General features: G+C 57.5%; 18 protein-coding genes. 12 read left to right on the top strand and 6 right to left on the bottom strand.

The window, feature by feature from the left end; genetic code table 11:
- The first annotated feature begins 19 nt into the window (after nucleotides 1–19).
- The 7 genes from hpaD to ACR3EQ_RS21490 all read left to right on the top strand — a co-directional run bounded on the left by hpaD (nucleotide 20) and on the right by ACR3EQ_RS21490 (nucleotide 8,446).
- Nucleotides 20–862, top strand: a complete 843-nt coding sequence (hpaD, locus tag ACR3EQ_RS21520; RefSeq protein WP_170807578.1) for a 3,4-dihydroxyphenylacetate 2,3-dioxygenase — start codon at nucleotides 20–22, stop codon at nucleotides 860–862.
- A gap of 69 nt (nucleotides 863–931) precedes the next feature.
- Entirely contained in the window at nucleotides 932–1,786 is an 855-nt protein-coding gene (locus ACR3EQ_RS21515) for a fumarylacetoacetate hydrolase family protein (RefSeq protein WP_480492048.1), read from the top strand.
- On the top strand, nucleotides 1,783–2,583 hold the full coding sequence (gene hpaH, locus ACR3EQ_RS21510; protein WP_480492046.1) for a 2-oxo-hept-4-ene-1,7-dioate hydratase: 801 nt from the start codon (nucleotides 1,783–1,785) through the stop codon (nucleotides 2,581–2,583). Before ACR3EQ_RS21515 ends, hpaH begins: the two co-directional genes overlap by 4 nt.
- Before the next feature lie 12 nt (nucleotides 2,584–2,595).
- Entirely contained in the window at nucleotides 2,596–3,651 is a 1,056-nt protein-coding gene (locus tag ACR3EQ_RS21505; protein ID WP_170611282.1) for an aldolase/citrate lyase family protein, read from the top strand.
- Between the two features lie 81 nt (nucleotides 3,652–3,732).
- Nucleotides 3,733–4,485, top strand: a complete 753-nt coding sequence (locus ACR3EQ_RS21500; RefSeq protein ID WP_170611280.1) for an IclR family transcriptional regulator — start codon at nucleotides 3,733–3,735, stop codon at nucleotides 4,483–4,485.
- 172 nt (nucleotides 4,486–4,657) lie between these two features.
- Entirely contained in the window at nucleotides 4,658–7,120 is a 2,463-nt protein-coding gene (locus ACR3EQ_RS21495; RefSeq protein WP_170611279.1) for an FAD-dependent oxidoreductase, read from the top strand.
- A gap of 78 nt (nucleotides 7,121–7,198) precedes the next feature.
- Complete coding sequence (locus ACR3EQ_RS21490; protein WP_170611277.1) at nucleotides 7,199–8,446, top strand: Tm-1-like ATP-binding domain-containing protein; 1,248 nt, start codon at nucleotides 7,199–7,201, stop codon at nucleotides 8,444–8,446.
- A 161-nt stretch (nucleotides 8,447–8,607) separates the two neighbouring features.
- Here the strand turns inward: ACR3EQ_RS21490 and ACR3EQ_RS21485 are convergent, their stop codons facing one another.
- Together ACR3EQ_RS21485 and ACR3EQ_RS21480 are read right to left on the bottom strand one after the other, a co-directional pair.
- Nucleotides 8,608–9,084: a phage holin family protein gene (locus tag ACR3EQ_RS21485; RefSeq protein WP_170611275.1), complete on the bottom strand. Its 477-nt coding sequence runs from the start codon at nucleotides 9,082–9,084 to the stop codon at nucleotides 8,608–8,610.
- A 9-nt stretch (nucleotides 9,085–9,093) separates the two neighbouring features.
- Nucleotides 9,094–9,372 (bottom strand): hypothetical protein, encoded by a 279-nt coding sequence (locus tag ACR3EQ_RS21480; protein WP_170611274.1) that lies wholly within the window; start codon nucleotides 9,370–9,372, stop codon nucleotides 9,094–9,096.
- 216 nt (nucleotides 9,373–9,588) lie between these two features.
- Between ACR3EQ_RS21480 and ACR3EQ_RS21475 the strand changes: the two genes are divergently transcribed.
- Complete coding sequence (locus ACR3EQ_RS21475) at nucleotides 9,589–10,641, top strand: Hint domain-containing protein (RefSeq protein WP_480492043.1); 1,053 nt, start codon at nucleotides 9,589–9,591, stop codon at nucleotides 10,639–10,641.
- 255 nt (nucleotides 10,642–10,896) lie between these two features.
- Here ACR3EQ_RS21475 and ACR3EQ_RS21470 read toward each other — a convergent pair whose 3' ends face one another.
- Nucleotides 10,897–12,951, bottom strand: a complete 2,055-nt coding sequence (locus ACR3EQ_RS21470) for an alkyl/aryl-sulfatase (RefSeq protein WP_480492041.1) — start codon at nucleotides 12,949–12,951, stop codon at nucleotides 10,897–10,899.
- Between the two features lie 261 nt (nucleotides 12,952–13,212).
- Here ACR3EQ_RS21470 and ACR3EQ_RS21465 point away from each other — a divergent pair, with 261 nt between their 5' ends.
- Nucleotides 13,213–14,913 carry a hypothetical protein gene (locus ACR3EQ_RS21465; RefSeq protein ID WP_170611268.1) on the top strand — a complete coding sequence of 567 codons (1,701 nt, stop codon included), beginning with the start codon at nucleotides 13,213–13,215 and terminating at the stop codon, nucleotides 14,911–14,913.
- Between the two features lies 1 nt (nucleotide 14,914).
- Here ACR3EQ_RS21465 and ACR3EQ_RS21460 read toward each other — a convergent pair whose 3' ends face one another.
- From ACR3EQ_RS21460 to ACR3EQ_RS21450, 3 genes are read right to left on the bottom strand one after another with little or no spacing between them, the layout of a single operon-like run.
- A complete protein-coding gene (locus ACR3EQ_RS21460; protein ID WP_170611266.1) occupies nucleotides 14,915–15,580 on the bottom strand; it encodes a D-lyxose/D-mannose family sugar isomerase in 666 nt (221 codons plus the stop codon).
- A gap of 17 nt (nucleotides 15,581–15,597) precedes the next feature.
- Entirely contained in the window at nucleotides 15,598–16,524 is a 927-nt protein-coding gene (locus ACR3EQ_RS21455; protein ID WP_170611263.1) for a carbohydrate kinase family protein, read from the bottom strand.
- Nucleotides 16,525–16,549: 25 nt separating this feature from the next.
- Nucleotides 16,550–18,748, bottom strand: coding sequence for a family 1 glycosylhydrolase (locus ACR3EQ_RS21450; RefSeq protein ID WP_480492039.1), 2,199 nt, complete (start codon nucleotides 18,746–18,748; stop codon nucleotides 16,550–16,552).
- A gap of 213 nt (nucleotides 18,749–18,961) precedes the next feature.
- On the opposite strand from ACR3EQ_RS21450, the gene ACR3EQ_RS21445 reads away from it, so the two are divergent.
- From ACR3EQ_RS21445 to ACR3EQ_RS21435, 3 genes are read left to right on the top strand one after another with little or no spacing between them, the layout of a single operon-like run.
- Nucleotides 18,962–19,714, top strand: a complete 753-nt coding sequence (locus tag ACR3EQ_RS21445; RefSeq protein WP_170611257.1) for a sugar phosphate isomerase/epimerase family protein — start codon at nucleotides 18,962–18,964, stop codon at nucleotides 19,712–19,714.
- On the top strand, nucleotides 19,714–20,760 hold the full coding sequence (locus ACR3EQ_RS21440) for a LacI family DNA-binding transcriptional regulator (protein ID WP_480492037.1): 1,047 nt from the start codon (nucleotides 19,714–19,716) through the stop codon (nucleotides 20,758–20,760). Before ACR3EQ_RS21445 ends, ACR3EQ_RS21440 begins: the two co-directional genes overlap by 1 nt.
- 22 nt (nucleotides 20,761–20,782) lie before the next feature.
- A complete protein-coding gene (locus ACR3EQ_RS21435) occupies nucleotides 20,783–21,532 on the top strand; it encodes a basic amino acid ABC transporter substrate-binding protein (RefSeq protein ID WP_170611251.1) in 750 nt (249 codons plus the stop codon).
- Nucleotides 21,533–21,567: the final 35 nt, after the last annotated feature.

Here is a 21,567-nt window from a genome sequence, read left to right as displayed (position 1 = left end):
ATCATAAGGAGGAACCGTCATGGGAAAGATAGTACAGGCCGCGAAAATCACGCATGTGCCCAGCATCTGGATGTCCCACACGATGCCGAAATACAAAGGCATCCGGCAACCTGCCATCGACGGATATGCGCGCCTGCGTCAGGATGCAATTGACCGCAAGGTAGATACGTTTGTTGTGTTCGACACCCACTGGATCACCAATCAGGGTTTCCATCTGAACACGAAAGAGCACCACAAAGGCCGTTTCATCAGCCACGAGTTGCCGCACATGCTGGCGGACATGGAGTTTGACTATCGCGGGGATCACGAATTGGGGGAAACCATCCTAGACGTCTTGCGTGAGCGGGGGGAGAGGGCCCTTGGCCATTCACATCCCGATATGGGCATGGAATACGGCACCCTTTTGCCCATGCATTTCATCAATGACGGTGTAAATGCGCGGGTGCTACCCGTCGCGGTCAACCAGTTCTCGTCGATTGCTGAAAACCGTGTCTGGGGCGAGGCCATCGCCGAAGGTATCCGCCGATCCGACCGCAATGTGTCAATTCTCGCATCGGGTTCGCTGAGCCATGACTTTACGCCCAACGAGCGCTCGGTCGAAGGGCTGAACGCCGTGAATGGCGAGTTCAATCGTCAGATGGATATGCGTGTACTGGAGCTGTGGGAACAGGGTCGGTTTGAAGAGTTTTTGGAAATGCTTCCCGACTACGCCAGGAAATGCACGGGTGAGTGCGCGATGAACGACACCGCCTTACTTTTCGGCGCGCTGGGTTGGGGCAGCTACAAGGGCCAGATCGATGTTTACACACCGTATTTCGGAAGCTCCGGCACGGGGCAGGCCAACATCAGCTTCTCGGTCTGAGGTCGGGACGCGGGTTCGTATGGTATGTTTTCTCTGCATGGGTGGCAGCAAGGCCGCCGAGGAGGCCTGATGCGCTTTGCAACTTACACCGCCAATGGCGCAACCTTTTTCGGTGCCATTACCAAGGACGGCGCAATTGCGCTGAATGGCGAATTTCCAAACCACAGCAGTCTGTACGAAGTTATCGCCGCCGGAGCGTTCGACCAACTGGTCGAAAAAGCGAACGGCAAACCCGAAACTCACGAAGATTTCACCTATGAAATGGTGATGCCCGACGCCCGCCGTATCCTCTGCGTCGGCGTGAACTTCCCTGACCGCAACGCGGAATACAAGGATGGCAGCGCGCAACCGAAATACATGTCTTTGTTCCCGCGTTTTGCCAGTGGCTTTACGGGACATGACCGCCCTCTGATCCGCCCGCCGGAGAACCACACGCTGGATTACGAAGGCGAGGTGGCCATCGTGATTGGCAAGGCGGGCCGCAGGATTTCGCAAGACGACGCCTATGATCACATCGCGGCACTCACGCTTTGCAATGAGGGTACGATCCGCGACTGGGTGCGCCACGCCAAATTCAACGTCACACAGGGCAAGAACTGGGACAGAACCGGCGCGATTGGCCCTTGGCTGGTGCCTTTCACCGACGCGGTCCAATTGGACGACGCCCGCATTCAGACGCATGTCAACGGCGAGTTGCGTCAGGACGACACGTTGAATCGTATGATGTTCCCGATCCGGCGCGAGATCGAGTACATCTCGACCTTCATGACGCTACAGCCCGGCGATATCATTGTCACCGGGACGCCAACCGGCGCAGGTGCACGGTTTGACCCGCCGAAATACCTGATCCCCGGCGATGTGGTCGAGGTTTCTGTCGACGGCATCGGCACACTGCGCAACATCGTCGAGGATGAACAGGTATGACCCCTGAAGATCACGCTCGCGCGGCCGCCGATCTGTTGCGGGCCGAGCAGACGCGCGAACAGATCGGTCTGTTGACACTGCGGCATCCCGACATGGGCATGGACGATGCCTATGCGGTGCAGAACGCCATCCATCGCGCCAAACTGGCCGAAGGGCGCAAGGTGATTGGCTGGAAGATCGGGCTGACCTCGAAGGCGATGCAATATGCGCTGAATATCGACATTCCCGACAGTGGCATCCTGTTCGATGACATGGCCTTTGAAAATGGTGGCTCAGTGCCTGCGAGCAGGTTCATCCAGCCTCGGATCGAGGCCGAGATCGCCTTTGTCATGAAAACCGCCTTGGCCGGGGAACATGTCACCCGCGCAGACGTCATTGCTGCGACTGATTATGTCGCGCCGTCCATCGAAATCCTCGACACTCGCATTCAGCGGGTAGATCCGAAGACCGGCAAGGCGCGCACCGTGTTTGACACGATCAGCGACAACGCCGCCAATGCCGGCATAGTACTGGGTGCAGAACGCCACGCCATCGACACTTTCGATCTGCGCTGGGTCGGCGCACTGACATTCCGCAATGGCGAAATCGAAGAAACCGGCCTGGGTGCAGGTGTTCTGAATGATCCTGTCGAAAGCGTTGTCTGGCTTGCCCGGCGCGTGGCACAATATGGTCAGAGCATCGAGCCGGGCCAGGTGATCCTGTCGGGTAGCTTCATTCGCCCTGTCGAATGTCCTTCGGGCACCGAAATCCACGCCGATTTCGGCTCGTTCGGCTCGGTCGACATACAATTCGCTTAGAGGAGGCTAAGAATGCCCGCGCCACAGAACCCGTTCAAAGCCGCACTGAAGGCCGGGCAACCTCAGATCGGTTGCTGGTTGGGTATGGCCGATGCCTATGCCGCTGAAATAGCGGCCACATCACGGTTCGACTGGCTATTGGTGGATGGTGAGCATGCGCCCAATGACCTGCGCACGGTATTGGAGCAAGTGCGCGTTATCGACGGTTCGGGTAGCCATCCGGTGGCCCGGTTGCCGATTGGCGAGACCTGGATGATCAAGCAATATCTCGATGCCGGGGTGCAGACCATTCTTGTGCCGATGGTCGAAAGCGGCGATCAGGCGCGGCAACTGGTTCGGGCTGTGCAATACCCACCGCAAGGTGTCCGGGGGGTTGGATCATCAATGGCGCGGGCTTCGCGATTTGGCGCAATTCCGGACTACCTTACAACAGCGGACGAACAGGTGTGCCTGCTGGTTCAGGTTGAGAACCGACTGGGCATGGCCGCTCTGGATGACATACTGACAACGGATGTGGACGGTGTTTTTATTGGCCCTGCCGATCTTGCCGCGGATATGGGCCACCTGGGTAACGCCAGTCATCCCGATGTGGTCGAGGCGATTTTTGATGCCCTGACGCGGATCACCGCCGCTGGCAAGGCTGCGGGTATCCTGACACTCGACCCCGGAATGCAACGCCAATGCCTGGATCTGGGCGTGACCTTTCTGGCGACAAGTATTGATGTAACCCTGTTTGCCTCGGCTATACGCGGCGCTGCCGACGCGGCGCTGGCGTTGTTGCCGGACCAAAGTGTCACGGGCGTTGCACAGACAAGTGCTGGCAGCAAATATCTACAGCAGCTGTGCAAGCATTGGTCCCACAAGGCCGAAGTTTTCTTTGACGACACCCAAGGGAGTGTGGCCTTTGCGAGCGGCAATGCTGTCACGCTGACGGCGGACGAAAACAGCCTGACCATCTCGGCCGCAACCGGACCCCGGGGCGACCTTGCCCGGTGGCAAGAGGTGATCGAAGCCCACCTGGCGCGGTTTGCTTTTCGTGAGGAGTTCAGCATCGACTGGGCGTCTTAGTCACGTTCTGACATGCAGACGAGGGTGCGGTGGCATGATTGTCTTGTCATTTCTGGATTATGCCTTTGAGAGGAGATCGAAATGAAAACTGTCGACAAAGCCATGCTGCTGCTGCGCCAGTTTTCTTTGGAAAGCCTCGAAATCGGTCTGAACGACCTGGCGCGGGCAACAGGGCAAGACAAGGCGGTCACGCGCAGGCTGCTGGTCTCACTCATCAGTCATGGGTTCATCGAACAGAACCCTGAGAACCGAAAATACCGTTTGGGCCACGGATTTCTCTCGCTGGCCAGGTTGAGAGAGGCCACCGTTCCGATGGTGAAAGCAACGCAAATCGTATCTCAATGGTTGTCCGCCCAGGCAAATGAAACAGTGCATGTCGGTATTCCCGGCGACAAGGGGATGGCGACCGCGGCCTTCACATTGCCGCCGCGTGGGAATGTGATCAACCTGCGGCCCGCGGATTCCTACCCATTTCATTCGTCGTCTTCGGGTCTTGCGTATTTGTCGTTCTGTTCGGATCAGACGCGCGAGCAATTGTTGGCACTCAAACGGGAAAAGCTGACGCCGTACACCGTGACGGATTTGGAGACGCTCAGGAAGCTGATCTCGGAGACCCGAGCCCGAGGGTTTGCCTGCAGTCGCAATGCAGTTGACATCGGCGTTGCCAGCGTAGCGATGCCGTTTTTCACCGATGGCAAAGATCCTGCAGGTACCGTTGCCATTGCCGTTCCCGAAGCGAGTTTGGATGAAGCCCGAACAGAGGAACTTGCCGTGCTTCTCCAAACCGCAGTGGAAAAGCTTGAAATCGCACTGACTGGCGCACCAAGGCCCTGATGAAGGAATGGTGCGTTATTCGCACCAACGGTGCGAACAATTGTGATTCCTGACCATTCTTTGGCACACAAGACCCGATAGCGCGGGGTGGATCCGGCAAAGCCTGACCCCACGGCGTTCGTGATCCGAAACCCCGAAGATCGGCTGCTTTGCAGACTGAAGGATTGTTTTGATGCCCGACCCTTTTCCTGAACAAGCGCCTGTAGTGATCATCGGTGGTGGTATCATCGGCATCTCGACCCTGTATCATCTGGCAAAGCGCGGCGTTCCCGCAGTTCTGGTCGAGCGGCGGAAGATCGCCAGCGGAACAACCTGGCATGCAGCCGGGATCGTCGGGCAGTTACGCGACAGCACGGCACAGACCGAGCTGGGCAAATATACAGCGCGCCTTTTCAGCGATCTGGAAATCGAAACCGGACAGGCGACCGGCTACAAGCCAAACGGCACGATCAATCTGGCAATCGGCGATGTGCGCCACGAACAACTGCTGCGCAGCCACGACCACGCAGCCCGCATGGGGATCGAGACCTTCATGCTGTCCCGCGACGAGTTGAAAGAGAAATGGCCATGGATCGAAACCGATGACGTGAAATCCGCATTCTTTGTTCCGTCGAATGGCCAGGTGAACCCGCTTGACGTCACGGTCGCGCTTAGCAAGGGCGCGCGGGCCATGGGGGCACAGGTGTTCGAAAACACCAGGGTTGATCGTCTTGTCATCCGGGATGGCAAGGTGGTTGGTGTCGACACAGAATGGGGCGTGATTGCGACCAACAAGGTGTTGCTGGCGGGCGGCATGTGGAGCCACCTGTTTGCCAAGGCACACGGAGTAACCGTGCCGCTGCACGCGACTGAACATTTCTATATTGTCACCGAACTTGTGGACGGCCTGCTCAGGACCCAGCCGATTTTGAACATCGCCGAAGAGCGGACCTATTGGAAAGAAGACACTGGCAAGCTGCTGATCGGGTCATTCGAAAAGCATGGCAAGCCCTATGGCAGGAACGGCATCCCCGAAGACTTCGAATTCGACGAGCTGCCGTTTGACATGGAACACGTCGAACCGAATCTTGAGAAGATGTTCGAACGCATGCCTGCACTGGGCGAGATGGGCATACAGACATTTTTCAACGGGCCCGAGAGTTTTACACCCGATGGACGTCCCTATCTGGGTCCGACCAGCGAAATCAAAGGACTGTTTGTCGCCGCCGGCATGAACTCGAACGGAATCCTTAACTCGGGTGGTGTTGGTCTGACAATGGCGGAATGGATGACCGACGGCGCTCCGTCGCGGGGCATGGGCCCGATGCTGGCCCGCCGGGCGCACCCATTCCAGCGCAATACCAAATACAATCATGACCGCAGCGCCGAGTCAGTGGGCTTCCATTATGGCGTCAACTGGGTCGGACGGCAGGTCCATTCGGCCCGCGGCGTGCGTCGGGTGCCGTTGCATGATCGGCTGAAAGAGGCAGGCGCGACATTTGCCGAGCGGATCGGCTGGGAGGTGCCGATGTACTACGACCCCGAAAAAAAGGGTTGGAACGAAGAACCGAGTCTGCGGCGCAAAGACTGGGCACCGCACGTCAGCGCCGAATGTCTGGCCGCCCGGGATGCTGCTGTGCTGATCGATCAATCAATGTATTCGAAAATTCAGGTGCAGGGTCCGGACGCTGTCAAAGCGCTGAACAAGGTCTGCGGCGCGCAGATGGATGTCGCGGTCGGCACCTCGGTCTACACCCAGTTCCTGAACGCGCGCGGCGGGATCGAGGCCGATGTGACCGTGACCAGAACTGCACAGAACTGTTTCATGGTGATTACAGGCCATCCCAGCCAGATGCGCGATCAGGCATGGATCAAGGATCACGCCGAACCGGGCTGGCGGTTCGAGGAGCTCGACGCGACCTCGGGCTATGGCCTGATCACGATCCACGGTCCAAGATCGCGCGACATTCTGTCTGCCATCTCGGGCGATGACCTGTCGAACGAGGCCTTCCCCTTTGGCGCGGCGCGAGAAATCGACATGGCTTATGCCCGAGGGTGGGCCATTCGGCGCTCGTTCATTGGTGAACTCGGGTACGAGCTGATGATACCCACCGAGTTCGTCGCTGGTGTCTATGAAGCGCTGATTGCGGCGGGCAAACCGCACGGAATGCTCCATATGGGAATGTTCGCCATGAACGCGTGTAGGCTCGAGAAGGGCTTCCGACATTTCGGGCATGATATCGCCGAGGATGACACGCCTTATGAAACCGGGCTGGGGTTTGCGGTGGCTTTGGACAAAGAGGAAGACTTCCTTGGCATGGACGTTCTGACTGAACAGAAGGCTGGCGGTGCCGCGACTGCGCACCGCACCGTATCCTGCAAAGTTGACGACCTGGATGCTGAAACCGGTCCGTATCTGATTCACAACGAGCCTGTGTGGAAGAACGGCAGGATTGTGGGGCATGTCACCTCGGGCGACTGGGGCTTCCGGTTGCAGGCGATGGTCGGTTTGGCCAGCCTGCACCATGAGGAAGGTGTCACAAAGGCCTGGATCGACGAGGGCGGCTTTGACGTTCAAATCGCCGGGGAAATGTACCCGCTCAGGGTTCAGTTTGCGCCGTACTACGACCCCAAAGGAGAGTTGATGCGGGGCTGACACCAGACCAGGGAAGCTCAATTGACAATTGCGCAGCCCAGTTCTTAATATGTTAATTAAAATTCAGCGGAGGACCTCATGGCGGACAAGACGATCCTTGTCGTTGGGACATATGACACCAAAAACGACGAGTTGGAGTTCATGGCGGCAAAGATCCGCTCCTTGGGCGGTGGTGTGCTGACCCTGGACGTCAGTGTTCTGGGCGACCCCGCCAATCCCACCGACTATTCGAAACATGATGTGGCCAAGGCGGGTGGTAGCTCGATTCAGGCTGCCATAGACAGCGGCAGCGAACATGTGGCTATGCAGATCATGTCCGCCGGGGCCTGTGTCCTGACCCGCCGCTTGCACGATCAGGGCCTGATTGACGGTGTGATCATACTGGGCGGCACCATGGGTACCGATCTTGCGCTGGATGTCTGTCAATCGTTGCCCATCGGAGTGCCCAAATACGTCGTCTCGACCGTGTCCTTCTCGGCCCTGATCCCGGCCGAGCGTCTTTCGCCGGACATCCAGATGATCCTTTGGGCCGGGGGGTTGTATGGGTTGAATGCGATCTGCAAATCGTCGCTGTCACAGGCGGCAGGCGCCGTTTTGGGGGCCGCGCGCGCGGCAGAACCGGCCAAAAGCGGGCGTCCGATGGTGGGTGTCACCTCATTGGGGACCTCATGCCTCAAATACATCAAGACACTCAAACCTGCGTTGGAAGAGCGCGGTTATGAAGTTGCCGTATTTCATGCCATGGGCATGGGCGGCATGGCCTTTGAACAGATCGCAGGCCAAAACGGCTTTGTCTGCGTTATGGACTTTGCCGGGTGCGAATTGGGCAATCTGCTGGCCGGTTCCGTTGTGAACGCAGGCAAGGACCGGCATCGCGGGGCAGGGCGGGCCGGCATTCCGCAGATCGTGGCCCCGGGCTGCATGGACCTGATCGATTTTGCGGGCTGGCAAGACATCCCGGAACGGTTTTTGAACCGTCCGATCCACACCCACAACAAATTGGTCAAGAACACCTACTACACTGCTGACGAGCGGCGCGAAATTGCCCACGAACTGAACAAGCGCCTTGGCGAAAGTCCCGCGCCCACCCATCTGATCATACCGCGCGGCGGCATCGAGGAATGGGACCGCCCGGGTGGAGATTGTCACGACCCAGATGGCCTGAGCGCGTTTATTGAGGCTCTGACAACTACCGTCGCACCTTCGGTTCAGGCAACCGCACTGGACGCCCATATCAATGACCCGGAATTCTGCATCACCGCCCTGGAGATATTCGACCTATGGGTCGCGCAGGGCATTGTTCCTGCCAGTGAACCTGCAGCCTAAAGCGCGCTGCTTCCGTCCGGAGTGCGCTTGGGAACCTTTGGCCATTCGACTGTGACCCTCGCATGCCTGTAGGCGCGAGGGCATCGGCGAAGGACATTTCGACCTCTGTAGCGGCCGTTCGTTTAGTTAGATTAGGCGTCAGTCTTGGACTCTGAGGCTTTCTAGTCCGTTTTTGAGCGATCGGAAGCGCGTCGCGCCAGTATCTTCACAATTACGGCGGCCAGTTCGGGCGCGATTGTCCCAAAAGGGTCCCGTGACATCTTTTTGACATGCGTAATCGCGTCCTGCGCCTGTGTCAGCCCGTCGCGGATTTCTTCTTCGATGTCTGCCAGCGCCATGTCGCGCAATTCAGTCACTGTTTCACTGTCGGACTGCGAGGACATTGATTTGGCAAAGAGGGCCAGCAAAACCGCCAACACAAGGTTCGCTGCAGCAACCAGAAGCGCCGACAGCGGTTTCGATAGTGTTTCTGACAATGCGAAATAGCCTGCGACATTCAGCATGATCACAGCCAGCCCCACGGCCAGACCGGCCGCAGCATAAAGCCCGGTTCGGCGCGCCGCGATGGTAAATTGCCGCTGGGCAATCAGCCGTTCTGAACGTAGGACGATCGACAAGTTTCTGGAAATACGGCTCATGATACGCTCCTACCGAGACCGGCCAATCAAATACCCAAGGGCAAAGACACCAAGGGCAAACAGGATCGGCTTTTTGTGGGGCAAATCTTCCAGTTCGGTCAGCACATCTTCGATCTGCCCGGGAAGATGTCGCAGATTTTCGGCCCAAGCTTCTGATATTATCTCGTGATCAGGTGTCTGTGGGTCATTGGTTTCGCGATGTTCAATCGGCTTCTCGTTGCGGGAATACTCCGCCAATTGGCGCTTTAACTCAGCAACCTGCTGTTCAAGCTCTGCTTTTGTGACCATCCCTTTGGACCCTTCTGCCCCGGTGTTCTGTTTGGCTACCTGAGCCTCGCGGTTGGTGTCCGGGGTCTCTGTTCATCAAGAATTAATTGATTGGCGTGCAAGGTAGCAACTTCGTGGACATGTGTGATCGGTTCTGCTGCACAAAAGTTCCTTATTTAAGCCCAACTTAACTCAGTATAACAAATGAAGCGTGTTTCGCGAGCGTGAGGTCACTTTATGGCGAATTATTCGTATATCGGGTATGATCCCAGCGTAATAACCGTCTCGTTTTTTGGCGGCGGTGTCACGCTGTCCAATACGTATGACCCGAATGCGGACCGGGTGTTGTTTTCGGTGGTTGACGGCGCTGGAGGGACGCTGGTCAATGGCGCGCCGGACAATGGCACGGATTTCAACGGTGACAGATTCAACAACGAAGTTGGCGATGACCTGACGCAGACAGGCGACGTGACCAGTCTGGACGGGTCTGTCACGTTCCTGAGTGGCAATATCTACCTCGAAGAATCCTATCAGCTTTTCAAACCGGGCGGCGGAACGATCGACGTGTTCCGGGTCGAGGTCGACGGCACCTTGGCCGGTTATATCACGTCCGAACCGCTTGTTCCGGGCACCAACTACCCGTTCTCAATCTCAAATGTAACGCCAGGAAACGCGCCGGATACCACTGACCCCGACGCAATTGTCGATGTACCCTGTTTCGTGAAAGGTACCCTGATCGGCACACCAGACGGTTCAAGGCCTGTCGAAAGCCTGATGGCCGGAGATCTGGTTGATACAGCGGACGGGCAGGCCAGCAAAATTCGATGGATCGGATCACGCACCCTGGATTTGTCCGCGCAGCGGCATCTGACACCGATCCGGATAGCGCAAGGGGCACTCGCGCCGAACTCTCCGTCGTCGGATCTGATGGTATCGCCAAACCACCGGATGCTGGTGACGAAGCCTGTCAATGAAATCCACTTTGGTGACCAGGCGGTGCTGGTCGCGGCCAAGCATTTGCTGGGCTTACCCGGCGTGCCAGTCGCGGCGGACGTGTCGCAGGTAACCTATTTCCATTTCATCTTCGACAGGCATGAAATCGTGCATTCAAATGGCGCGTTTTCTGAAAGCCTTTATCCCGGTTACATCGCCGCGCGAGGCTTCTCAGAGGAGTCCTGGAACGAGATCGTCGAGATTTTTCCCGAGATTGCCGATGGCGTTTGTAGGAACTACGGCCCGACGGCGGCGCGGGTTCTGAAAAAACACGAAGCCAGCATCATGGTGGGCTGACTTCCGGACTGGAACCAACCTGAAGATCGTTGATTGCGGGGGCCTGAAGGCTCACGAAGCGCCATTGTTTTGCGGATGAGGTCTGATTTCACGCACGTCCCTGTGGTGGCGTTCGGCGGCAAAAAAGACATTCTAGCCTCACAAGAAAGGCGAAAAAGACGGGCCGCTGGGGCAGCCCGTCTTTCGGCAGGTCAAACCTGCCTCCACAACGTTGCCGGTTCGGTGTGATAAGGAACCGGTTGGCTGATCGGGGAATCAGCCGCCGTTGGAGTTCGCAAGGGGTGGCTGAGCAAAATCGTTGGCAGGGGCCGTCAGGTCCTGCGCGCCGGTCCCGGGCATCAGCTCAAACCCCAGATCGATCTGGTCCAGAGTTGAGGCCAGTTGCGCCACCAGATCCGCATTGCCTTCGGACTTCGCCGTTCCGTCCGCCAGCACATCTGTCAGCTTCCGCTTTCCGGTCATGACCTGTTCCAGTTCGGTACGGTTCAGAGCAATCGAAAGGTCGGCGTCATCAGCTTTTTGGCCCACGATGTGGGTCAGCGTGGCGTTGCTCATCTCGACCACGATGTTTTCGTCCCGATCGGGGATCGTCAGATTGATCGTGAACTCCATCCCTGCCGCTTTGGCGCTGTTGACGCGGATGCCAAGAAAGTCCAACCACATGCTTGTCGGCATGGCCTTGATCGTATCCGGGCCGGTGGTTTCGATGGTGGCGCCCTGAGGGATACCATTGCGCAGTTCATAGGCCGCCCCCAGAAACGAGTTGCGGACCGAGGGGCTTTCCTTGTGATATTCAATCTGTTCGAAGGCATCGGCCAGCAAGTCCTTGGCGGTCTGGTTCTGCGGCTCGGCGTAGACAAGTTTGTTGAGGATCTCTGTCGCTTCGAGATATCTCTCGGCAGCCACCAGTTCCTGACCTTTTGCCATGATCAGCTCGGCGCCGCCCATCATCTCGACAAACAATGGTGCGCTGTCTTCGGGCGAAAGGGGCGTCAGCGTCGTCGGGTTGGCATCCCAATAACCCAGATAGCGGTTAATCACTGCGCGGCTGTTATGCTCGACCGAGCCATGATAGCTGCGTGCCGCCCATTGATCCTGAAGGCTCTGCGGCACCTCATAGACGTTGTGGACCTGATTGATGGTCACGCCCTTGTTGGCCAGGTTCAGAACCCCGTTGTTGAGGTTGGCATAGGTGTCGCGCTGTGCCCGCATCACGTCCTGAATACGATCATTGCCGAAACGCGGCCATGAGTGCGAGGCGAACATCATTTCGGCATCCTGCCCGAATTCGTAAAGCGCATCGTTGATATGCTTGGACCAGCTCAGCGCATCACGGACCAGCGCACCGCGCAGAGTGTAGATGTTATGGATGGTGCCGGTGATGTTTTCAGCCGCCCAGAATGCTTTGAGGTCGGGGAAGTAGGTATTCATCTCCGCCGGGGCCTCGGTACCCGGTGTGTTCTGGAAGATCATGCGCACGCCGTCGATGGTGATCTCTTCATAGTCATCCGAGACATAGCGGGTCGGTTCAATCTGGCCGGTGGTTCCGGCCGAGATGTTCTTGCCGATCGACTGGTCCACATGGCCGTAAGGATTTCGCGGCAGCAGAACGCCGTATTGGAAGAACAGCCGGCGGTTCATCACATTGCCTGCGTAAACGTTCTCGGAAACAGCATGTTCCATGAAACCGGCAGGCGCGATGACTTCAACGCCATTGGCGACATCTTCGTCGGTAATGACACCGCGCACACCGCCATAGTGGTCGGCGTGAGAGTGTGAATAAACCACCGCTTTGACCGGCAACTCACCCACCGTGTCGTTCAGCAGTTTCAATGCGGCCGCGGCGGTTTCCTTCGACGCCAGCGGGTCAAAGATGATCCAGCCGTTTTCGCCGCGAATAAAGGAAATATTCGACAGGTCAAAGCCACGCACCTGATAGATCTGGCCTTCCAGAATTTCAAACAGGCCGTAGTTCATGTTCAAAACTGCCTGACGTTGCAGCGACGGGTGGATCGAATCGAACTCCTGTCCGTCTTCCAGCAGGAAGTCATAGCTGCCGATATCCCAGGCCACAGTTCCGTCCTCGGTCGTGATCTGGCGATAATCGGGAAGGGCGATCAGGCCTTTACGGCTTTCTTCAAAATCCCGCTGATCCTCGAACGGCAGGGTGTTGCGCAATTTTTCCTGAAACTTGACCGTGAACTCCGAGGGCAGTTTGCCCTTGGGATCAAAATGCTCCTGTGCGGCTACAAGACTGGCGGAGACAGTCGGCAAAGCGGTGGAATGGGCCAGAATGTGTCGACGTGCCATAGGTTGGGCAGCTCCAATTGATAAATGCTCGATCGTGGTTTTCAGGAGCGTGTTCAGATGTTCCGTTCCGCATTCGTGGAAGTTTGGAAAGACAAACCGATCACCTGCAGCAACTCCTGTTGAAGCAAAGGCTGTTATGCATTCGCGCGCGCTCGTGAAGTGCGAACATGTTGCTACCTGGGCGGTAGTAGACGTAAAAGCGGCGAAACATTTGCCATAAGAGCCGATAACAAAACCATTTTTCAGAACTGGATGCCGGATTTGGCCATATCAGAGCGGGATATCCGCACGCAGCTGCAGCGCCTTCTTGACCACCCAGAGTTTTCAGCGACGCCCCAGCGCAGGGCCTTTTTGGCGTATGTGGTCGACGAATACCTGGCCGGCCGGGCCGGCCATATCAAGGGCGTGTCGATTGCCATGTCGGTCTTTGACCGCGATGCCAGTTTCGATCAGCAATCCGATCCGGTTGTCCGGCTTGAAGCGCGCCGTCTACGTCAGGACATCGATGGGTTCTATGCCGGTCCTGGTCGCGACGATCCGATACGTCTCAGCATTCCCAAGGGCGGTTATGCGCCGCGGTTCGAACGGATGACGTTTGCCCAACCCAGTTCTGTTCAACCCGCATCAGAGCCTATGAAAAAGGAAGGCCGGTCGCGATCCACCAGAATAATTCTGGCGTCGTGCCTTGGGATGGTATGTGCAGTGATCTGGGCGGGATGGTCTGTCTTGTATGACCCGCCCTCGGAACGAGACCCGGGGTTGCCCAAGGGGCCAATCATTGCGGTCTTGCCGTTTGACTCATTGGGCGAGGCGTCCTTGGTTCTGGCTGATGGCATTACGCAACAACTGACGACCGAACTGATCAGTTTCAACGATTTGTGGGTTCTGCCACTGGGGACGGTTGGCCGTTTTCGGGGCGGCGACACCGACCCGCAGACGCTCCGGACTGAATTCAAAGCGGACTACGCGCTTGAAGGCAGCGTTCTGGAAACCAGAGATTCCCTGCGCTTGTCAGCGCGGCTGATCAATCTGGCCGAGGCGCGGTATGTCTGGGTGCGCAGTTATTCTGTCGGGCGGTCCCCGTCCGAGATCTATCGTGCTCAGGATCAGATAGTCCGGGACGTTACCGGGCAGTTGGCCGGCAAATACGGATTGCTGACACATGACGCGATGCGGTCCGCAGCCCGTAAACCGCCCAGAAACCGGGACGCCTATGACTGCGTTCTCGAGTATTACGCCTATCAGATCCGCATAAACCTCAGTCGCCACGCCGAGGTCAAATCCTGCATTCTGAAAGCGGTTGACCAAAATCCTGACTACGCCGAGGCATGGGCGGTTCTGTCGAACCTTTATCTGCAGCAGGTCCGGTTCAATCTGGGTGGCGATCGCACTCAGGTACTGCAATCTGCAAACGTGGCTGCGCGCCGGGCGTTGCAGATCGATCCCAACCTACCGACGGCTCATCTGATGCTGGCGAACCTGAGGTTTGTCATGGGTGACATGGATGGTTTCCGGAAGTCGGGTGCGGCAGCAATTGACCTTAATCCAAATGATGCGGCCATCTTGGCACATTATGGTATGCGCCGGGCCTTCGGCGGAGACTGGGATGAGGGGTTGGCACTGGTGGATCGCGCGATTGCGCTGAATCCGGTTTACCCCCATTGGTATCGGTTCCCGCGTGTCTTCTACCTGTTTGATCAGGGTGAATTCGAACAGGCCCTGACCGAGCTGAACCAGATCGAGATGCCGGATTTTTTCTGGACGCATCTGTGGCGCGCCGCCCTCAGTCACGAAGCCGGTCAGCCGGATCGCGCCAAGGCTGCAATCCGTGACCTGCTGAGACTTCAGCCGGAGTTTTCCGCCAACGCGCTGAAAACACTCTCTATCTGGCAACTGGATGAAGCATTCAAGCAGAAACTGCTGCGCAGTCTCAGCAACGCCGGACTGCCCGGCGACACCTGATTTAATAGTCTGCAACCAGCAAAAAGTCGGGGGCCACGTCTTCCTCAATTGAGGCGAAGCGGGGAATGGGATCTTCGAACACGTTGTCGGTACGGTCATCATTAACCGTGGACACCTCACCAATCAGACAATCGCCCTGTTCCGCCCAGAAAGCATGCCAGATACCGGGCATGAGTGTGACACTCTGGCCCGGTTTCAGCCGCAGATGCTCGCCCGGTTGGATTGTCACGGGGCAACTGTCGCTGGGTACGGTCACGGCATTATCGCGGTCTATGCCGCCCCCGGCGTCAGATCCATAGATTTCCATAACCAGGTCACCACCACCACGGTTGATGATGTCTTCAGCCTTGATGATATGCCGGTGCATGGGCGAAAGCTGTTTGTCCCGCGAAATCAGCAGTTTCTCGGCATACAGCATGCCACGCCCCTGATTTAGTTGGGTCACGTCGCCATTGCGCAGGGTGAACAGAAACAGGCCCAGTTCATCAAACCGACCTTGTCCGTAATCGGTGATATCCCAGCCCAGCCCTCGTTCGCGGATACCTGCAGCTTGCGGGCTGCGGATTTTATCGGGCGACCAGTCCGCAAAGGGTGGCAGAACCGCCCCGAAAGACTGGATGAAGGCCTGCGCTTCTGCCTTGATGCGATTGATTTCGGATCGTTTCACGAAAGACCTTCCTTTTCTTATAGCTCGTGCTGCCATGGCGGGTTTGCCCCGGCGCGGGATACGGTAACGGCAGCTACTTCGGCCCCCATTTCGAGGGCCGCGCGTAACTGGGTGCCGGACAGATTACGCAAGCGCGGTTTGGTCAGGTGACCCGACCCGTTCAATTGGGCCAACACGCCTGCATTGAATGTGTCGCCGGCGCCTACCGTGTCGACCACCTCTGCCGGTTTCACTGGCACCGAGACGTTCGATCCATCAGCAAGATACCCGGAAGCGCCGTCGCTGCCCCGAGTGACCAAAACCACGGCAGGACCGGCCTGCAGCAGCAAAGGAACCTTTTCTTCCAAAAGTTCCGGGCCCGGTATGATCCAGTTCAAATCTTCGTCCGAAACCTTGAGGATATCGGTTTGCGAAATCATGCGGTTCAGGCGGGTGCGGTATCTGGTCGGTTCCTTGATAAAGCCCGGGCGGATATTCGGATCCAGCATGACAGCGCGATCCGATCCGTGGCGGTCAAGCAACGCGGCATACGCATCAGCACAAGGCTCACACGCCAGACTTATCCCGCCGAAATACATTGCTGATACCGTTGTCAGCTGTTCTGGCATGTCTTCCGGGCGCAGCATGCGTCCTGCGGTGTTCTCGTCAACGAAACTGTATGTGGCTTGCCCGTTCTGCAATTGCACAAAGGCCAGCGTTGTTGGGCGGTCTGATGTTATCAGATGCGTGGTATCGACATGACTGTCGTTGAGCGCCTTTTCCAGTTGTCGGCCAAACATGTCCGTAGACAAACCTGTCAGCATCGCGGCCGGCGCCCCAAGACGACCCAGTGCAATGGCCGTATTGAAAACGGCACCGCCGGAATGGGGCACAAACCCCTGTTCCCCGGACAGCGTCGGAGAGGCAATCATATCAATCAAAGCTTCGCCACAACACAGGATCAAGATAGGGGTCCTTTCGGATTGGAGATCAGATGCCCTTGTCGCGCAGGGCGTTTTTGCAGAAGTTGTTTGCTCCGATTATGCCGAATTCAGCCTGCTCTGAAACATAGAGGTTCATCGACCGGCGCAACTCACTGAAGCGGCCACCTGCGTTGAAGGCCGCACAGAATGCGTCACGAAACAGCCAGCGGTTCTTTTCTGCCACACCGCCAACCAGATAAACGCCACCTAATGGCATGAGGGTCACCGCCAGATCGCCCATCATGGCGCCAAGATGCGTGGTGAACATTTGCGCCGCCTTCACCGCGAACGGATCAGTTTGCGCACGTGCATCCTGTAGGATGTCCCGGGCGTTGCGTTTTGGCGTGCCGGCATGACCCGCGGCCAGGCCAATAGCCTGATACAGAACCGGCAGGCCGGTGCCGCTCAGAAACATCTCGGCTTCCAGCACCAGACTGTCGTCAAAGAAACAATCGGGCGCGATGCTTCGGGCAGCGCGGAAGACCTCGACCTCGTCATCATGGCGCGGAGAGAGGCCGATATGGCCGCCTTCGCCCGACACGGTATGGTAGCGCCCTTCCGAGTAGAGCAAGGCGCCAACGCCAAGACCAGTGCCCGGTCCAACCACCAGCCGGGTTCCGGGCGGAGGTGTTTCGGACCCTTGCAGGACATCGACATCACTTGATGAGATTTCCGCTACCGACCAGGCGGCCGCGGTGAAGTCGTTAATGACGAATGTATTCTTCGCGCCCGTTGCCCGCCCGATGTCTGTTTCGGAAAGGTCCAGATGGGCGTTGGTCAACCGGATCGTTCCATTTTTTACCGGCCCGGCCCCGGCCGCGACCACCGCGCGCGGGTCGGTTCCGATGTCGTCCCTCATCTCGTGGAAGGCCGTGAGCAATTGGGAAAGATTGCCGGTCGGGTGTTTTCGCAATTCGGTCAGTTGCCCGTTCGAAATCACTCCGAGCCGGGTGTTGGTCCCACCGATATCGGCAACCAGGTTCCAATGTTCGTGCATGCGACCGGCAGGCTGCGCCATGGGACGCGCCAGAACCTCTACATTTGACAACGCGTTCTTTGTTGCTTCGAAGGATCCGTTTTCTGCAAACTTGTCATCGCTAGGCAAGGTTCGGGCGAAAAACCCTTCGACCGGCACGCCTTGACCCATTGCAGATTGAACCGCTCCAAGAGCTTGGTTCAGGCGTTCGGTCCCTTGTTCAACTGCGCGCTGACCGAGCTTCCGCCGAATGCCGTCGGTGACATAGATGGGCAGGTCGCCGGTGTATTCCTGTTGTATGTGTAACAGAAGCTTCGGCAGTTCGGGGCTGATTTTCTGTTCAAGCCCGTCTGGTGGATCGACGACTTCGCACGAAACACAGTTGAGGGCACACCAGTCTATCGGCGCGCCAATCGTTTCGAAATCATCCTGCCAACCATGTGGCAGCAGGTGCTCCAACTTGTCCGGTTCGTCTGCGGAATAGGTTTTGCGGAACAGGGCGTTGTTGATATAGCGCACGTGTGATCGGGAGCCATTCCCGACTGTGCGCTCTCCTTGGTTATCAGTAGTCGCAATTTCAGCCTGATCGACATCCAGCATGACGCCAAGATTGGTCATGCCCAGTCCGCGCATGGACTGGATCGACTGCCCGTGCGCCAACAGCAGATGGTGCATGGTACGCGCCGTAGTCCGTGTAAAGCGCTGTCCAGGGCTTTGGCGATTTGATTCAATAACGTCCTGTGGCGAGCAAATTGGGGCGACACTGTACATCCTGTCGCCGACACGGCCCATTATGACTTCCGTGAAGTCAGCGAACCAGCCGGCAACATCGCGATTTCGCCAACCTCCCAGGTCCGCAAGCGCCGTGGGCAAACCCTGGTGAAAAAGGGTGGCGCAGGGGCGTATGCCACGGTCCAGCAAAGCGTCTGCCAACCGGTCATAGTAATCAAGACCATCCGGACTGGCCGCGCCGCGGCCTTCGGGCATCACCCGTGTCCAGCTGACCGTGAAAGCCAAGCCGTCAAACCCGGCCTCGCTTACCGGATCGAGCCACTGTTCCAGCTTGCTGAGGGGGCCATACGCCGAACCAGCCAAGTTTTCGGTCGAAGCCGGAAGTGTTTCTTGCCCGACCAGACGCGGATCATCCCTGTTGGCTTCCTCGCCGTGGCAGGCAGGTGACGCCACGCCAAAGAGGAAATCTTTGGGAAAGTCGCTGCGTTTGAAATTCATGCTCGGAACCTGCCGGGGTCGGGAATGATTGCGCTACCATTTATCAGGTCCTTTTGCGGCAATCCAGATGTATGCGCAGTCAAAAATGACTTCTTCTGCTCAAATACCCGTCTTGGAATCCGGTCGGGACATCAGCTTTTTTCGGTGCTTGACAAAGAATGGCGGGTTGTTTCACGATGTTTGAAACGTTTCAATGAACTTAAACCGGTGTAAATGCGGATATCAGCCCAGCTATATACCGTGCGCCAGCTTGGCGATTTACGATCTCAGCTTGATCTGGTCGCGCACTGCGGATTTGCCGATGTTGAGACGGTCGGGTTTCACGGTCTCTCTGTATCGGAAATGACAAAGCAGGTGGGGCAATCCGGATTGAAGGTTCGGTCGGCACATTTTGAATGGGAAGACTTCGAAAGCCGGTTCGAAGAAATCATCACCTTGCTGAAGGGTTTGGAATGCCGAGTGGCCGTCATGCCTTGGCTGGCGCCCGAGGCCAGGCCCGACACTGCCCAGGGATGGTGGGTAGTGTCGGGCCAGTTGGCAAACTGGGCCGCGCGTCTGGCTGAGCACGGCATATGTCTGGCGTATCACAACCATGACTTTGAAATGGTCGGCCCCAGGGGTGAAACGCCGCTGGATATCATATTGTCCAGAAAGGCGTTGTATTGGCAGCCGGATATCGGATGGCTGGCATCTGCCGTTTCTGAACCCCACCATCTACTGAACCGATATTCCAACCGGATAACGTCGGCGCACGCAAAGGACGTGAAGCCCCGAGCCGGGCCCGAGGGTGATCTCTGGTGTGCGCCGGGGCAGGGGCTGGTCGACTGGGCGCTGGTGTTGCAGGCCCTGGCCGACAGTGCCTGCACTGACATTTTTGTTGAACATGACGACACGCAAAACCACTCAGAAATACTGAACTCTGGCCGTCGTTTCCTGCGCGACCGGTTTTTGGCCGGGGTCGGGTAATGGCGCGGGCGACGATCAAGTCGATAGCCAGACAAACCGGCTATTCGGTGGGAACCGTTTCCAATGCGCTGCGCGGGGCGGCGTCGGTCAAGGCGGAAACGCGCGAAGTGATCCAGGCCGCCGCGGCCAAAATGGGCTATCGGGTCAATCTGGACGGGCTGAAACTGCGCACCAATAAATCCTATCGCATTGCGGTTTTGGTCAGCGTATCCCCGGAAACGGCCGATGAGTGGGAAGGGGTGGAATTCACCCGTATCGTGGCTGGAATCTCCAGTGCCCTTCAGGGGTCGCGGTATGAGTTGAGTGTGTTCAGCGTCTCGGACGTCACAGATGCGATGGCAAAACTGGGCCGGATTGTTCAGGACGGTCTGGCCGATGGTGTGATCTTTTCCGGTACATTACACGACGATCCGCGCATCGCGTTCCTGCAGAAAAAAGACTTTCCCTTCGTCACCATGGGCATGAGCGAAAGCAAAGCCCCACATGCCTACGTCGATCTGGACAGTCAGGCCGCAGCGCATGATGCAACGGCGCGCCTGATCCGGCTTGGGCACCGACGTATCGCCTTGGCCAACCCGCCAAAGAACCTGATTTATGCGACGCAACGACAGCAAGGCTATGCCACAGCGCTGTTGGCCGGGGGCTTGCCGGTAGAGCCGGAACTGATCTTCAACGGTCCGGTCACTGCAAAAACGGGGCAGCGGGTTTTCGATGATCTGATGCGCCTGCCGAACCGACCCAGCGCCTGCATATGCGCAAACGAAGCGATGACGCTTGGTGTATTGTCCGGCGCGCATCGCGCCGGTGTAAAGGTTGGACGGGATCTTGTGGTCATCTCGACCGATGACCTGCAACTCAGTCGGTACTTCGTTCCGCCACCCAGCACCTATTATGTGCCGATCGAAGAGACCAGCCAATTGCTGGGCGAGTACATGCTGAAAACGCTGGAGGGGGCTGACCCCACAAGGACACAAAAAAAGATCAGGGCCAGATTGATCGAGCGGCAACCTGACACTGCCGCGCCGCAAACGGCGCACACAAACTGAACCAACAGAGGAGTAGACGAAAATGTTCAAGAACTTGTTTGCCGCAGCGGCGCTGACCGCGCTGACCGCACCCGTGGCCATGGCCGCCGATCTGGAAGGGCGCGTGCTCAAAATCGGAACCGATGCCACCTATCCACCGATGGAAACCGTTGATGAATCCACGGGCCAGATCGTTGGTTTTGACGTGGATGTGATGAACGCGATCTGTGAAAAGGTGAATTGCGTTCCGAACTTCGTGAACACCGCCTGGGACGGCATCTTTGCGGCGCTTCAACAGGGCGAATTCGATCTGGTGATCTCGGGCGTGTCGATCACGCCGGAACGCGAAGAAACCATGGATTTCTCAGACCCCTATATCGTGGTCAGCCAGGCCATCCTGCTGCAGGTCGATAACTCTGACATGACACTGGATGACTTCAAGGCTGGCGGCCAGAAACTGGCGGCGCAAACCGGTACCACCAATGCACAGTTGGCCGAAGAACTGGTTGGGCGTGAGAATGTCAGCCTGTATGATAATTTCTCGGCCGCCATTTTGGCACTGCAGAACGCCGATGTGCAGGGCGTCATCATCGACGGAACTTCGGCTGCGGCTTACGAGCAGGAGTTTGCAGGTGAACTGACCGTGGGCATCACCGGTCTGCAGTCCGATCCGCTGGGCATCGTGTTTCAGGAAGGTGACGCCACCGTTGACGCGATCAACGAAGGGCTGGCGGCGATCAAGGAAGATGGCACGCTGGACGCCCTGGTCGGCAAGTACTGGAGTACTGAGTGATCTTCTGAACGAACAGATGGTCCGGCGGTTCTGAC

The sequence above is a fragment of the Ruegeria sp. AN11 genome (assembly GCF_056536005.1).
This window is presented reverse-complemented; position numbering and strand designations above follow the sequence as displayed.